We start from the raw sequence: 17,529 nt of genomic DNA on the forward strand, positions 1-17,529 counted from the left end.
AAGTGATAACACCATGGTGTTAGTCCATTTTCGGCGCGCCACGACTCGACAAGTTGGCTCACCGCCAAAGTATTAATGCCTTAATCGATTCACTGAAAGTTCCTTCTTTATACAAATATCGAACCGACGAACGGTCAGTTGTATATCAACATGCCATTAACCCAGTGTTTGTGGATGTTTGCCGTGAGTGACGATTGTTCAAAACCTCTCTTACACCACCTAAGTGCTTGAAACTGTTCTGACAAGATTGATTTCCATTGCTATACCGAAGCCATCCAGAGCGTTATCGAACACCTCTTGTCGTCAGGGAATTCACGCAAGCGTTGCTCAGGCTTATGCACACTGCACCGTCTGGTGACGCTGGATAAAGTTGACACCTGACCACAGGGGGACACGGGGAAGGACAGGAGTTGTTATGGACAATATCGTAGTTACCGACAAAGCTACTTCCGAGATCGCCGCCAAGGAATGGGGCAGCTTTCAGATGGCACAGCCTGGCGTCATTCAGATGCCAGTGGCGCCCTCGCAAATAGCGTCGGTCAATCGCAACGGGCAGGACCTGATTGTGACCCTGAAGTCCGGTGAGAAAGTCACCATCGGCAACTTCTTTGTCACCGCCGCTGAGGGTGCACACAGCGACATCGTCTTCGTCGGTGAGGACGGCGTGCTATGGCAGGCGCAGTACAGCGCCGAACCTTTCAATGGTTTCACCTTTGCCGAAGTTCCCTCGATCGATAGCCTGATTGCCGACGCCGGTATTGTCGACGGCGAGACCAGGACCTTCGCCTTTGCCGGCCTCGGCCTGCTCGGTGCCGGCGGTGCTGCCGCTGCAGCCAGTGGCGGCGGTGGTGGCGGAGGCGGCGGTGGTGATGCCACAGCCCCCGATGCACCTGGCAACCTGAGCCTGTCGGCCGATGGCCTGACCCTCACCGGCAGCGGTACGCCGGGCGCGACCGTCAACGTGCGCAACCCGGACGGCACCGTGGTGGGCAGTGCGGTGGTCGGCGCCGACGGCAACTTCTCCGTGCCGCTGGACACCCCGCAGAACAATGGCGAGCCACTGGTGGTCGATCAGACCGACCCCAATGGCAACACCTCAACCGGCACACCGATCACCGCACCGGACACCAGTGCCCCGGTCGCGCCCGCCAACCTGCAAGTCAGCACCGACGGCCTGACCCTGACCGGTACCGGTGAAGCCGGCGCCACCGTGACCGTACGGGATGCCAATGGCAATGTGCTGGGCACCGCCGTGGTCGGTGCCGACGGCACCTTCAGCGTGCCGCTCGGCAGCGCGCAACTGAACGGCCAGGCCCTGACCGTCGAGCAGACCGATGCGGCCGGCAATGTCTCGCCCGAGGCGTCGGTCGTCGCCGCCGACAGCACCGCGCCCGAGGCACCTGCCAATCTGCAAGTCAGCGCCAATGGCCTGACACTGACCGGCACCGGTGAAGCCGGCGCCACCGTTACTGTGCGCGACGCCAATGGCGCCGTACTCGGCACCGCCATCGTCGCGGCCAACGGCACCTTCAGCGTGGCGCTAGGCAGTGCGCAACTCGATGGCCAGACCCTGAACGTGGTGCAGACCGATGCCGCCGGCAATGCCTCGCCGGCAGCCTCGACCACGGCACCCGACGGCAACGATGCCGACGTGCCCGATGCACCGACCAATCTGCAACTGAGCGCTAATGGCCTGACCCTCAGCGGTCGCGGTGAAGCCGGCGCCACCGTCACCGTGCGAGGTGCCAATGGCGCCGTGCTGGGCACCGCCATCGTCGCCGCCGATGGTACCTTCAGCCTTACCCTGGGCAGCGCGCAGCTCAACGGCGAAACCCTCAGCGTCGTGCAAAGCAACGCCGACGGCACCTCACCCGCAGCGGCCTTTACCGCTGCCGATGTCACCGCCCCCAATGCACCGGGCAACCTGCAGGTCAGCGCCGACGGCCTGACCCTGACCGGTCGTGGCGAAGCCGGTGCGACCGTCACCGTCCGTGCCGCCGACGGCAGCATTCTGGGCAGCGCGATCGTCGCGGCCAACGGCACCTTCAGCATCACGCTGGGCACCGCGCAGACCGATGGCCAGACCTTGTCGGTGAGCCAGACCGATGCCGCCGGCAATCTCTCACCCAGCGCCTCCGCCACCGCCCCGGACGGCGCCACTGCCCCGGGCGCACCGACCGGCCTGCAACTGAGCGGCGACGGCCTGACCCTGACCGGCACCGGCCAGCCCGGCGCCACCGTGACCGTGCGCAATGCCGATGGCAGCGTACTGGGCACCGCCGTGGTTGCCGCTGACGGCACCTTCAGCATTGGCCTGAACAGCGCACAACTGAACGGTGAAATCCTCAGCGTCGTGCAGACCGACGCGCTGGGCAACAGCTCACCGTCCGCCTCGCTGACCGCCGCCGACGTTACCGCGCCGGCTGCACCGACCAGCCTGCTGGTCAGCAGCGATGGCCTGACCCTGACCGGGCGCGGCGAAGCTGGCGCCACCGTTACCGTGCGCGCTGCCGACGGCAGTGTGCTGGGCAGCGCAGTTGTTGCGGCTGACGGCACTTTCAGCATCACTCTGGGCACCGCGCAGGTGGATGGCCAGACCTTGTCCGTCAGCCAGACCGATGCGGCCGGTAACCTTTCGGCAACTGCTTCGACTACCGCGCCCGATGGCGTTGATGCACCTACCGCCCCGACCGGCCTGCAACTCAGCGCCGATGGTTTGACCCTGACCGGGACCGGTGAAGCCGGCGCGACCGTCACCGTGCGTGATGCCAATGGCAATGTCCTGGGCACCGCTGTCGTGGCGGCCGACGGCACTTTCAGCATCACGCTGGGCGCCGCTCAGTTGAATGGTGAAACGATCAGTGTCGTTCAGAGCGATGCCGACGGCACTTCGCCCTCCACTTCCTTGACAGCTCCCGATGTCACTGCACCTGCTGCACCCGGCAGTCTGCTGGTCAGCAACGATGGCCTGACCCTAACCGGTACAGGCGAAGCCGGCGCCACTGTCACCGTGCGTGCAGCCGACGGCAGCGTGCTGGGCAGCGCGATTGTGGCGGCTGACGGCACTTTCAGCATCACCTTGGGCACCGCTCAGGTGGATGGCCAGACCTTGTCTGTCAGCCAGACCGATGCGGCGGGCAATCTTTCGCCAGTTGCTTCGACCACCGCACCAGATGGCGTTGATGCACCTACCGCCCCGACCGGCCTGCAACTCAGCGCCGATGGTCTGACCCTGACCGGGACTGGTGAAGCCGGCGCGACCGTCACCGTGCGTGATGCCAATGGCAATGTCCTGGGCACCGCTGTCGTCGCGGCCGACGGGACTTTCAGCATCACCCTCGGCGCCGCTCAGTTGAACGGCGAAACGATCACTGTCGTTCAGAGCGATGCCGACGGCACCTCGCCTTCCACTTCCTTGACTGCTCCCGATGTCACTGCACCTGCTGCACCCGGCAGTCTGCTGGTCAGCAACGATGGCCTGACCCTGACCGGTACAGGCGAAGCCGGCGCCACTGTCACCGTGCGCGCTGCCGACGGCAGCGTGCTGGGCAGCGCGATTGTGGCGGCTGACGGCACTTTCAGCATCACCCTGGGCACCGCTCAGGTGGATGGCCAGACCTTGTCCGTCAGCCAGACCGATGCGGCCGGTAACCTTTCGCCAGTTGCCTCGACCACCGCGCCAGATGGCGTTGACGCGCCCACTGCACCGACCGGTCTACAACTCAGCGCAGACGGCCTGACCTTGACCGGTACCGGTGAAGCCGGTGCGACCGTCACCGTGCGTGATGCCAATGGCAATGTCCTGGGCACCGCTGTCGTCGCGGCCGACGGCACTTTCAGCATCACGCTGGGCGCCGCTCAGTTGAATGGCGAAACGATCAGTGTCGTTCAAAGCGATGCCGACGGCACCTCGCCTTCCACTTCGCTGACCGCTCCAGACGTCACTGCACCTGCTGCACCCGGCAGTCTGCTGGTCAGCAACGATGGTTTGACCCTGACCGGTACAGGCGAAGCTGGCGCCACCGTTACTGTGCGTGCAGCCGACGGCAGCGTGCTGGGCAGCGCGGTTGTGGCGGCTGACGGCACTTTCAGCATCACCTTGGGCACCGCTCAGGTGGATGGCCAGACCTTGTCTGTCAGCCAGACCGATGCGGCGGGCAACCTTTCGGCAACTGCTTCGACCACCGCACCAGATGGCGTTGATGCACCCACCGCCCCGACCGGCCTGCAACTCAGCGCAGACGGCTTGACCTTGACCGGGACTGGCGAAGCCGGTGCGACCGTCACCGTGCGTGATGCCAATGGCAATGTCCTGGGCACCGCTGTCGTGGCGGCCGACGGCACTTTCAGCATTACCTTGGGCGCCGCTCAGTTGAACGGCGAAACAATCAGTGTCGTTCAGAGCGATGCCGACGGCACTTCGCCTTCCACTTCCTTGACTGCTCCCGATGTCACCGCACCTGCTGCACCCGGCAGTCTGCTGGTCAGCAATGATGGTCTGACCCTGACCGGTACAGGCGAAGCCGGCGCCAGCGTCGTCGTGCGCGATGCCAACGGCACCGTTCTGGGCAGCGCCGTAGTCGCGGCCAATGGCAGTTTCAGCATCACCCTGGGCAGCGCACAACTGGACGGCCAGACCCTGAGCGTCGTCCAGACCGATGCCGCCGGTAATGTCTCGCCCGTTGGCTCGGCCACCGCACCGGATGGTGTCGATGTCCCCACCGCGCCGGGCGGCCTGCAATTGAGTGCAGACGGCCTGACCCTGACCGGTACCGGCGAAGCCGGCGCCACCGTGACTGTGCGCGATGCAAACGGTGCAACGCTCGGCACCGCGGTGGTTGCGGCCGACGGCACTTTCAACATCACGCTGGGCAGCGCGCAACTGAATGGCGAAACGATCACGGTCGTTCAGAGCGATGCCGGCGGCACCTCGCCTTCGACCTCGTTCACCGCCGCCGATGTGACCGCGCCTGTTGCACCGACCGGCCTGCAGGTCAGCGCCGATGGCCTGACCCTGAGTGGCACCGGTGAAGCCGGCGCCACCGTCACCGTGCGCGCGGCCGATGGCAGCGTGCTGGGCAGCGCGGTGGTCGCCGCCGACGGTACGTTCAGTATCACGCTGGGCAGCGCCCAACTGAACGGCGAAACCCTGAGCGTGGTGCAAAGCGATGCCGGCGGCGCTTCGCCGGCCACACCGATTACCGTGGCGGACATCACTGCACCTGTGGCGCCGGCCAGCCTGTCGGTCAGCGCCGATGGCCTGACCCTGAGCGGCACCGGTGAGGCCGGCGCCACCGTCACCGTGCGTGCGGCCGATGGCAGCGTGCTGGGCAGCGCGGTCGTGGCCGCCGATGGCACGTTCAGCGTTGCACTGGGCACAGCGCAGCTTGATGGCCAGGTCCTGTCGGTCAGCCAGACCGACGCGGCCGGGAATCTCTCGCCAGTGGCCTCGGCCACCGCCCCCGATGGCGTCGATGTACCCGCCGCACCCGGCGGCCTGCAACTGAGCGCCAATGGCCTGACCCTGACCGGGACGGGCGAAGCCGGTGCCACCGTTACCGTGCGTGGCGCCGATGGTGCCGTGCTGGGCACCGCAGTGGTTGCCGCCGATGGCAGCTTCAGCGTGACCCTGGGCAACGCGCAGCTGAACGGCGAAACCCTGAGCGTGGTGCAAAGCGATGCCGGCGGCACTTCACCGTCGACGTCGTTGACCGTGGCGGATGTCACCGCGCCGGTGGCACCGGCCGGTCTGCAGTTCAATGCCGATGGCAGCCAGATCAGCGGCCAGGCTGAAGCCGGCTCGACCGTACAGGTTCGGGCCGCCGACGGTACGCTGATCGGCAGTGCCGTGGCTGCCGCCGACGGCAGTTTCACCATCACCCTCAGCCCGGCGCTGGACGACGGACAAATAGTGAGCGTGTCGGCTCGCGACCCGGCGGGCAATGTCTCGCCGATCAGCACTGTCACCGCACCGGACGCGCCGGTCGACACCACACCGCCTGCCCCGGCGCTTGACCTGGTGATCAATACCAACGGCACCGTGCTGACCGGGCGTGGCGAGGTCGGCGCACAAGTGGCGATCACCAATGCCGCCGGCATCTTGCTGGGCAGCGGCACCGTCGGCAGCGACGGTACGTTCAGCATCACCCTGAACCAGGCCCAGCATGACGGGCAACTGCTGAGCGTGGTGCTCACCGACGCCGCTGGCAACGCCTCGATCGGCGTCACGGTCACCGCGCCCGACCTGGGTCAGATAGACCCACCGGTCGATCTTGCGGTGTCTGCCGACGGGTTGTTCCTGACCGGCCGGGCCTTTGCCGGCCTGCGCATCTTTGTACGCACGGCCTCGGGCCTGTTGCTCGGCTCTTCTCTCGTCGATGCCGACGGCACCTTCAGCGTGGCCCTGACCCCCGGTCAGACCAATGGTGAACTGCTCGACGTGACTGCCAGCGATGCGGCGGGCAACAGTGCGCCGAACGTGGTGGTTTCAGCACCGGACATCACGGCGCCGGCGGCGGTCACCGCGTTGGTGGTCAGCCCTGACGGCAGTAGCGTGGCCGGTAAAGGCCAGGCCGGCGCCACCGTGACCGTGCGCGATGCCAATGGTGTTGTGCTGGCGACCGGTGTGGTCGCGGCCAACGGCAGCTTCGTCATTGCCCTGAACCCGGCGGTGGCTGAAAACGAGGTGCTGCACCTGACGCAAGTCGACGCCTCAGGCCTGACCTCGCCCGACAGCACCGTCACCGTCCCGGATGGCAGCGGCCCGGTTGCACCGGACTCGGTCAGCATCAACCTGCAAGGCACTGTGGTCAGCGGCACCGGGGTTGCCGGCACCACCGTTGAAGTGCGCGATGCCAATGGCAACGTGCTGGGCAGTGCCGTGGTCGCCGCCGATGGCACCTTCAGCGTGCCGCTGGGCACGCCACAAACCAACGGCCAGGTGCTGGATGTCGTGGTGATCGCAAACGGGGCCGAGTCGATCCCGACAGCAGTGACTGCATTCGATACCACCGCACCAGCGCAGCCGGACAGCCTGGTCATCAACACCAATGGCCTGGTGATCAGCGGCCGCGGTGAACCGGGCGCCACCGTGACGGTGCGGGATGCCGACGGCAATCTGCTCGGTTCGGCCATCGTCGGTGCCACAGGCAGCTTCTCGGTGCCGCTGGCCAGCGCCCAGAATCAGGGCCAGGTCCTGCAAATCGTTCTGACCGACGCGCAGGGCAATGCCTCCACGCCGTCGAGCATTACCGCACCGGACCTGCAAGCGCCGCTGCAACCGGCCAATCTGGCGCTGGATGCGGGCGGTACCTTGCTCACCGGCAGCGGCCGGGCCGGCTCGACCATTACCGTGACCGACCAGGACAACAACGTGCTGGGCACCGCTATCGTCGGCGCCGACGGCACGTTCAGCGTGACCCTGGCCAGCGTGCAGAACAACGGCCAGGTGCTGGAGGTGAGTGCCGTTTCGGCCGCCGGCGAAAATGCGACGCCGGTGACATTCCAGGTGCCTGACACCCAGGCACCGCAACCGGTCAGCGAACTGGTGCTGAATGCCGATCGCACGCAATTGACCGGTGAAGGCGAACCCGGCGCGCGGGTCACCGTGCGCGATGCCAGTGGTGCCTCGCTCGGCACCGCCGTGGTCGCCGCCGATGGCACCTTCAGCGTGACCCTGTCGCCCGTTCCGGGCGCCAGCGAAGCCTTGCAAGTGGTCCAGGCCGACGCCGCCGGCAATATTTCCGACCCGGTCACCACCGTGCCGGTGGACACCACTGCGCCTGATCTGCTGACCAACCTGGCGATTTCGGCCAATGGCGGCGTGGTCAGCGGCAACGGTGAAATCGGCGCCCGGGTACTGGTATTCGATGAGTCGGGTGTGCAGATTGGCACCGCGCTGGTCGGCCTCAATGGCCGCTTCGAGATCAGCCTCAACCCGGCGCAAAGCAACGGCCAGGTTCTGACGCTGACTCAGACCGATGCCGCCGGTAATATCTCGCCGATCGCCAGCCTCGATGCACCGGATATTCAGCCACCGGCAGCGCCCGGCAACCTGTCGTTGGCCAGCGATGGCCTGAACCTGACCGGCACCGGTGAGGCCGGTGCAACCATCAGCGTGCGCAACGCGGCCGGGACTGAAATCGGCACCGCCGTGGTTGCCGCCGACGGTACCTTCAGCCTGACCCTCACGACTGCACAGCTCAATGGCCAGAGCCTGAGCGTGATCCAGACCGATGGCGGCAATAATCAGTCGCCGGCCACCGCCCTGCTCGCCCCGGACAGCACCGCCCCGCTGGCCGTGGCCAATCTGGCAATCAGCGCCAATGGCGCGACCCTGACCGGCACCGGCGAGGCCGGCACCACGGTCAAGGTCACAGGCGCCGGCGGCGTGTCGCTGGGCGATGCGCTGGTGGCTGCCAACGGCAGCTTCTCGGTCACCTTGAGTCCTGCGCAGCTCAACGGCCAGTTGCTCAGCGTCACCCTGACCGATGGCGGTAATAACGTCTCGCCTGCGCAAACCATCGCTGCGCCGACTCTTGGCGCGCTGGATCAGCCAGACAACCTGGCCATCGATGCCACCGGCCTGACCCTGACCGGCACCGCAGCGCCGGGCACCACCGTGCAGGTCAATGCCGCCAATGGCAGCTCGCTGGGCAGTGCCGTGGTGCAACCTGACGGCAGCTTCAGCGTGACCCTGGGCAGCGCGCAACTGAACGGCCAACAGCTGGAACTGGTGGTCAGCGACGGCAATGGCCGCAGCTCGCCGCCGCTGGAATACACCGCCCCCGACAGCACGCCACCGGCGGCGGTCGGCAACCTGGCGATCAGCCCGGACGGCTTGACCGTGTCGGGGACTGGCGAGGCCGGTTCGACTGTCAACGTGACGCGCAATGGCGTGTCGCTGGGCAGCGCGACGGTCGACAGCAACGGCACCTTCACCGTCACCCTGGCCAGCGCGGCGGTCACCGGCGACACCTTGAGCGTGGTGGCCAGCGATGCCGCCGGCAATGCATCACCGGCTGTAACCCTGGCCGGTCCCGACGCCAACAGCGTCGCCAGCCCGACCGGCCTGCAACTGTCGGCCGATGGCCTGACCCTGACCGGTGTGGCCGCAGCGGGCACCGTGGTGCGGGTCACCGGCAGCGGCGGCACCTTGCTCGGCACCTCGGCGGTGGTCGGTGCCGACGGCAGCTTCAGCATCACCCTGGCCCAGGCGCAGACCAACGGCCAGACCCTGTCGGCCATCGCCAGTGCCGGTGGTCAGGACTCGGTGCCTGCAACCTTGCTCGCCGCCGACACCACCGCACCCGATGCACCGACCAACCTGGTGGTCAGCGCCGACGGCAGCTTCATCACCGGGCGTGCCGAAGCCGGTGCCAGCATCACTGTGCGCGGCCCGGATGGCAGCGTGCTCGGCACCGCCATCGCCAGCAGCACAGGCACCTTTACCGCCACCCTCAACCCTGCACCGCAGAACGCCCAGTCGCTGTCAGTGACCCAGACCGACGGCGGCAACAACACCTCGCCGGCGGCCACCACCAGTGCGCCGGACCTGCAAGCCCCTGCCGCACCGACCGACCTGGCCATCAATGCCGCCGGCACCGTGGTGACCGGCAAGGGCGAAGCCGGCACCACCGTGCAAATCCGCGATGCCAACGGTGCGCTGCTGGCCAGTGGCGTGGTCGATGGCAGCGGCAACTTCCAGATCAGCCTGCCGCAACCGCAACTGACCGGTGCGCCCTTGCAGGTGCAATTGACCGATGCGGCCAACCACGTTTCACCGGCCGCCAGCCTGGCCACCGTGGACCAGACCCCACCGGCAGCGGTGACCAACCTGGTCTTGAGCGCCGATGCCACCTCGCTGGTCGGCCGGGGCGAAGCCGGCGCGACCGTGCGCGTGCAAGACGCCAACGGTAACGTGCTGGGCAGCGCGACTGTGGCCAGCAACGGCAGCTTCAGCGTGACCCTCAACCCTGCGCCCACCAATGGCCAGACCCTTGAAGTCGCCCAGACCGACGCGGCCGGAAATGTGTCGCCCGAGGTCAATTTCAACGCCCCGGATATCACCCCGCCCGCCGCGCTGGCCAATGTCGCGATCAATGCCGACGGCCTGACCGTGAGCGGCAATGGCGAGCCGGGCGCTACCGTGTTCGTACGCAATGTCAGCGGCACCGTGCTGGGCAGCGCGCTGGTAGGCGCCAACGGCGGTTTCAGCGTGACCCTGACCAGCGCGCAACTGAATGCTCAGTTGCTGACCGTCAACCAGGAAGACCCACCGGGCAACGAAGGCCCATCGGTCAACGTGACCGCGCCCGACATCACCCCGCCAGCCACTCCGGATCTGTTGGTGCTCAACGCCACCGGCCTGCAAGTGACCGGTCGCGGCGAAGCCGGCAGCACCATCAATGTCAGCGATGCCAATGGCCGGCTGCTCGGCAGCGCCGTGGTGGCTGCCAACGGCCTGTTCCAGTTGACCCTGAACGAGGCGCAACTCAACGCCCAGACCCTGAGCGTCAATGCCCGCGATGCGGCGGGCAATGTCTCGGCCAGCGCCAGCCTGCTGGCCGCCGACCTGACCCCGCCGGCGCTGGTCTCTGCGCTGGCCGTAGCGGCCAACGGCGCCACCCTGACCGGGCTCGGTGAAGCCGGCGCAACGGTCACGGTGACCAACGCCAGCGGCACCGTGCTGGGCACCACCACCGTGGCGGCCAACGGCACCTTCAGCGTCACCCTGAGCCCGGCGGCCGCCACAGGCAGCGTACTGGGCGTGGTGCAGAGCGATGCGGCCGGCAACGACTCGGCCACTGCCAGTGTCACAGCACCGGGCAATCTGGCGCCCGACACCCCGAGCAACCTGAGCCTGAGCGCCAATGGCCTGACCGTCAGCGGGACCGGCACCGCCGGTTCGACCGTTGCCGTGCTTGGCCTGAACGGCCAGGTATTGGGCACCGCGCTGGTGGCCGCCGACGGCAGCTTCAGCGTGACGCTGAGCACCGCGCAGCTCAATGGCGAGACCTTGAACGTTTCGGCCAGCAACAGCGCTGGCTACAGTTCGCTGTCGACCCAACTGCTGGCGGCGGATGTCACCGCACCGAACGCGCTGACCGACTATCGCTTGTCGGCGGATGGCCTGACCGTCACCGGCCGCGGTGAAGCCGGCGCCACGGTGACCATCAGCGCCGCCAATGGCGCAGACCTGGGCACCGCGATTGTGGCCGCCAACGGCACTTTCAGCGCCACCCTGTCGGCCCCGCAACTCAACGGCCAGGTGTTGAGCCTGACCCAGACCGATGCGGCCCAGAACGAGTCGGTCGCGGTCAGCCTGATCGCCGCCGACCGCATTGCGCCTCTGGCTGCCACCGGGCTTAGCCTGAGCAGCACCGGTACGCAGTTGTCCGGTAGCGGCGAAGCGGGCACCACCGTCAGTGTCAGCAATGGCGCCGGCACCGTGCTGGGCACCGGCGTGGTCCGCGTCGATGGCACCTTCCAGATCACCCTGAATACACCGCAGCTCAATGGCGAACAACTGGCCGTGACCCTGACCGATGCGGCAGGCAACGTATCGCCGGTCACCGCGCTGACCGCTGCGGACAGCATCGCCCCGCTGGTCTTGAGCAATCTGGTGTTCGCCAGCGATGGCGTGACCATCACCGGACGCGGCGAACCCGGCGCCACGGTAAGGGTGGGCAACGGCGCTGACAGCGTTGTCGTCGGCCCGACCGGTGCGTTTACCCTGGTGCTCGCCACTCCGTTGCTCAATGGCCAGACCATCAGCCTGACCCAGGCCGACAGCAGCGGTAATGTCTCGCCGGCCAGCAGCCTGACCGCACCGGACAGCACCGCCCCGCTGGGCTTGCAGAACGTGCAGGTCGACCCGACCGGCACCTGGGTCACCGGCAACGGCGAGGCCGGGGCGCTGGTGACCGTGCGCAGTGTCAGCGGCACCGTGCTGGGCACCGCCACCGTGCTCGCCGACGGCTCGTTCAGCGTGTCGTTGACGCCTGCGCAAATCAATCTGCAAGTGCTGAGCGTTCAGCAGGCCGATACCGCTGGCAACCTCAGCCCGGTCAGCAACCCTGTGGCACCGGACCTGACGCCACCGGCAGTGGCCACCGGTACAATCAATGCCGCCGGCAGCGCCATCACGGGTGTCGCCGAAGCCGGCGCCACTGTGCGCGTCACCCGTGCCGATGGCACGCTGGTAGGCAGTGTCACCGCCAACCCTGACGGCAGCTTCGTGATCGCGGTCAATCCGCCGCTGATCAATAAAGAACCGTTGCAGGTGGTGGTGATCGACGCCGCGCAAAACATCTCGCCGGTGCTGACCCTGAACGCGCCGGACCTTACCCCGCCGGCCGCCGTGACCAACCTGCAAGTCAACGCCCAGGGCAATCAGTTGACCGGCACCGGTGAAGCCGGGGCGACGGTCCAGGTGTTCAATGGCAACACCAGCCTGGGTACCGCGCTGGTGGCCGCCAACGGCACCTTCAACGTGGGCTTGAATACGCCACAACTGAACGGCCAGCTGCTGACCGTGGTGCAAACCGATGCGGCGGGTAATCCTTCGCCGAGCGCCACCACGACAGCTCCCGATACCACGGCACCGAACGCCCCGAGCACCCTGGTGCTGAGTGTCGACGGCCTGACCGTCACCGGCGTCGGCGAAGTTGGCGCCACGGTGACCGTGCGCAATGCTGCCCAGACCGTACTGGGCATCGGCACCGTGGCCGGCGACGGCACCTTCAGCATTGGCCTGAGTGCGCCGCAGCTCAATGGCGGCGCGCTGAGCGTTCGCCAGGCCGATGTGGCAGGCAATGTCTCGGCCGATGCCACCTTGCCGGTGGCGGACATCACCCCGCCCGCCGCAGTCGCCAACCTGGCACTGAGCCTCAATGGCCTGGTGCTGACCGGCACCGGTGAAGCCGGTGCCACCGTGGTGGTCCAGGTCGGTGGCACCGTGCTGGGCAGTTCAACCGTGGTCGGCGCCGACGGCACGTTCAGCGTCAACCTGGGCATCCCACAGCTCAACGGCCAGTTGCTCAGCGTGGTACAGACCGACGGCGCCAACCTGCCCTCGCCGGCCGTGACCCTGACCGCGACAGACATCACCGCACCGAACCTGGCGATTGTCGGCCTGCCGACCGCCACCACCGTCAGCGTGATTGCCGAGGTCGGCAGCACCGTGACGGTCAAGGCCGCCGACGGCACGACGCTGGGCTCGGCACTGATTACCGTGCCGGGTGCGACGGTGATTCCCCTGGGTTCGCCACAGATCACCGGCGCGCCACTGACCGTGATCGCCAGCGATGCTGCTGGTAATGCGGCGACCCTGACCGTCAATTCGGTGGACACCACCGCGCCACTGCTGGTCTCCAACGTGGCGCTCAACTCGGGCTACACCCAGCTTTCGGGCCTGGGCGAAGCCGGCGCCACCGTTACGGTTACTCGCGGCAGCGATGTCATCGGCACTGCACTAGTGGCCGCCGATGGCACCTTTACCGTGACCTTCAACGCCGCTGCGTCGCCGTTGCAAGTGCTGAACGTGACCCAGGCCGACACCGCACCGGTGCCCAATGTGTCGCTGCCAGTCACGCTGATCGTGCCGCTGATTCCACCACCGCAAGCGCCGATCAACGTGCAGTTGTCGGCCGACGGCACCCTTCTCACCGGGCAAAGCACGGCCGGGGTGCGGATCAATGTCAACGCCGCCGACGGCACGCTGCTGGGCACCACCATCGTGCTGCCCGACAACAGCTTCAGCGTGACCTTGCCGGCACAGGTCAACGGTGAGCAGATCAAGGTCACCGCCAACCTGGCCGTGGGTGGCGATTCCAGTCCGGTGTTCGTCAATGCGCTGGACAACACCGATCCGGTGCCGCTGGCCAACGTGGCACTCAACCCGGCCGGCACCGTCGTGACCGGCACCGGGGAAGCCGGCGCGACCGTGATTATCAGCAATGCGGTCGGTGTGGAACTGGGCCGGGCGACAGTGGCCAGCAATGGCAGCTTCAGCGCGACCCTGAGCAGCGCCCAGACCAATGGCCAGATACTGGATGCCGTGCAAACCGACGCGGCCGGCAACAGCTCGACCCCGGTGCAGGTCACCGCGATCGATACCATCGCTCCGCTGCTGGCCAGTAACCTGGCGGTCACCGGCGCTGGCACCCTGTTGACCGGCAACGGTGAAGCCGGCGCCAGTGTGCAGGTGCTGAATGCGGCGGGCACCGTCATCGGCACTGGCATCGTCACTGCCGGCGGCACCTTCAGCGTGGCACTTACCGGCGCGGCCCAGCTCAATGGCGAAGTGTTGCGGGTCACCCTGACCGATGCGGCGCAAAACGTCTCGCCCACCGCCAGCGTGACCGCGCCGGATGTCACAGCCCCGGCCGTTCCTACTAACCTGGCCATCGTCGGCAGCGGCCTGCAACTGACCGGTAACGGCGAAGCCGGCGCCACGGTGTTTGTCACCAATGCGCTCGGTACTGCCTTGGGCAATGCCGTGGTCGGCAGCGATGGCAGCTTCAGCGTGCAGCTCTCGACCGCGCAGCTCAACGGTCAGGTGCTCAGTGTGCGCCAGGCCGATGGCGCGGGTAATTCGTCGCCGGTGATCACCGCCACGGCGGGCGACACCCTTGCTCCAGTGCTTGCCAGCAACCTGGTGGTCGCCGCCGGTGGCGCCAGCCTCAGCGGCAACGGTGAAGCCGGTGCGCGGGTCGAAGTCCGCGATGCCGGTAATGTGCTGCTGGGCAGCGGCACGGTCGGCAGCAATGGTTTGTTCACCATCGCACTCAATCCTGCGCAGACCGATGGCGAGGTGTTGAGCGTACGGCTCACCGACGCCGCCCAGAACGTCTCGCTGCCGGCCACGGTCATCGCACCCGATACCACGCCGCCGATTGCACCGGCCACAGCGGTGATCAACACCACTGGCAGCCTGATCAGCGGCACCGGCATTGCCGGCGACCGCATCGCGGTGAGCAATGCCGGCGGAACCCGGCTGGGCACGGCACTGGTGGCCGCCGACGGCAGCTGGTCGCTGGTGCTCAGCCCGGCACTGATCGACAGCCAGGTGTTGAGCGTCACTCAACTGGACGCTGCCAATAACGCATCGCCGGCGCTGACCGTGACCGCACCGGACCTGACCCCGCCTCCGGCAGCCAGCGGTATTGCGCTGTCGGTCGACGGCCTGAGCGTGACCGGGACCGCCGAGGCCTTCGCCACCGTGACGGTGAAAAACGCCGCCGGCGTCAGCCTGGGCAGCACCACCGCGCTGGCCGACGGCAGCTTTACCGTTGGCTTGTCCGGGGCGCAGATCAACGGTGAAACCCTGACCGTCGGCGTCGCCGACAGAAGTGGCAACCAGGCACCGAACGTGACCCTGATCGCCGCCGATATCGACGTCAACCTGCCGGTGGTGGCCAGCGATAACCTGACCACCGCCACCGTCAACCTGGCGGCGGTGACCACTACACGCACCTTCACCGAGTCGTTCCCTAGCCTGGTCGGCCTGGGCTTCACTCACACCTTCAACTTCACGGTCGACAGCGGCACCACCGGCGACCCGCTGCTGACCCTGACCAGCGGCGGTGTACTGGACCTGGGCGCCAGGGCCACCTTCACCTTGCAGGTACAGGACAGTAGCGGTGCCTGGGTAACCCTGAGCACCGCCACCAGTGGCGGACTGATCAACCTGGATGTGCTGTCGTCCACCGGTGTTCGCGTGGATATCGGCACACTGCTGGCCGGCAGCTACCGGCTGACCGTGGCCAGTAACAGCCTGACCCTGTTGACCACCATCAACAGTACGCTGCAGCTGGATATCAACAGCCTGAGCCAGTTCAACGGCGCAGCGGGTGCCGCCGTCACCGGTAACGTGATCAGCGACATCGGCACCGATGGCACCACCGATATCACCGGCCCCGACAGCGCCGCCGTGGTGCGCATCCAGACCAGCACCAGCAACGGCAACCCGGTCTATACCAATGCCGGCACCGGGCTGGTGGTTCAGGGCCTGTACGGCACGCTGACCATCGATGCACAAGGCAACTACAGCTATCGGGCCAGCGGCAGTGCCAGCAGTGTGGGCAAGGTCGATGTGTTCAACTATCAGTTGCTGCACCCGGTCAATGGCCTGTCCGACACCGCCACGCTGTACGTGCGCATCGACAGCCCGCAGGCCACCGAGGTCTGGAGCAGCACCAACCTGGCGGCGCCGGCGTTGCTGCTGGATGCCAGCAATGATGTGGCCAGCACCGACATCACCCTGGCCAACCTGACCGGCAGCAACACCTCGACGCTGGGCTCGGTGACCTCGGTGGTCGGCCTGGGCGGTTCGGGTCAGTATTTCTTCAACGTTGCAGCGGGAGATACCACCAGTGACCTGACCCTGACCCTCACCTCCAGCAACCTGCTGTCGCTGCTGGGTTCGACCAACCTGAGCCTGTACAAACAAAACGCCAGTGGCAGCTATGTGCTGGTCAAGAACTGGACCGGCAGCGGCGCACTGATCAACCTGGGCGGCGGCGTGTATGGCGTCACCGTCGAAGACCAGACGCCTGGCAGCTATCGGGTCAACCTCAGCGTCGGCGGCCTGTCGGTGGTCAGCACCGTGAGCGTCGGGCTGATCAACGCCGTGACCTATAACAACCAGTTCGTGGTCGGCAGCTATACACCGGTCTCGGGCAACCTGCTCACCGACACCGCAGGCGGTGGTGCCGATGTGCTGGGTTCGGCACTCACCGTGCTGAGCGTGCTGGCGGCGGCCAATACCTATGTGCAACCGGGCTATAACGGCACCAGCATCACCGGCACCTACGGCACCCTGCTGGTCCAGGCCAACGGCAATTACACCTACACACTCAAACCGGGACTGACCGATGCGGTGATCGGCCAGGAGGAAACGTTCACCTACAAGTTGACCCATCCGAACGGCAGCAGCGATACCGCGACATTGACCATCGACCTGGATCAGGCCAGTGCGGTCAGTTCACGCATGGCACTGGCCAGTGCCGATACCGATGACCTGTCGGCCAGCACGCTGGCAGCCAGCACCGGTGCCGAGGAACACATCGGCACCAGCGGCAACGACACCCTCGACGGTTCGGCCGGTGGCGCGGTGACCCTGCATGGCGGGGCCGGCAACGACACCTTGATCATCAGCGACCTGAACTTTGCTTCGGTCGATGGCGGCACCGGCACCGATACCCTGCTCTGGGCCGGTGGCGATGCAAGCATCAACCTGGCCAACCTGCACGGCCGGTTGAGCAACATCGAGGTGATCGACCTCAACACCACCAGTTCGGTCAACCTGACCCTGAACCTGGCCGATCTGGTGGCGGTCACGGACGCCGATAACAGCACGTTGCTGATCAAGGGCAGCGCTCAGGACAGCGTGCATTTGAGCGGAACATGGGCGACTGATGGCACACAGCTGGCTGATGGTCTTCAATACACCCAGTACACACCACAGGAGGATCCGACTCATCACCTTTGGGTGCAGAACGGTATTCACGTGGTGTAACGCAAGGA

1 protein-coding gene is annotated in these 17,529 nt (G+C 66.6%); it reads left to right on the top strand.

Going from position 1 to position 17,529, the window contains the following annotated elements; all coding sequences use genetic code 11:
* The first annotated feature begins 415 nt into the window (after positions 1-415).
* Complete coding sequence (locus ACYAS9_RS10430) at positions 416-17,521, top strand: BapA/Bap/LapF family large adhesin (protein ID WP_463568216.1); 17,106 nt, start codon at positions 416-418, stop codon at positions 17,519-17,521.
* The last annotated feature ends 8 nt before the right edge of the window (positions 17,522-17,529 follow it).

This window comes from Pseudomonas sp. HP_08 (assembly GCF_055284095.1).

Coding starts and splice junctions, on each gene's coding strand:
- ACYAS9_RS10430 (WP_463568216.1), top strand. CDS start 416: ATGGACAATATCGTAGTTACCGACAAAGCTACTTCCGAGATCGCCGCC.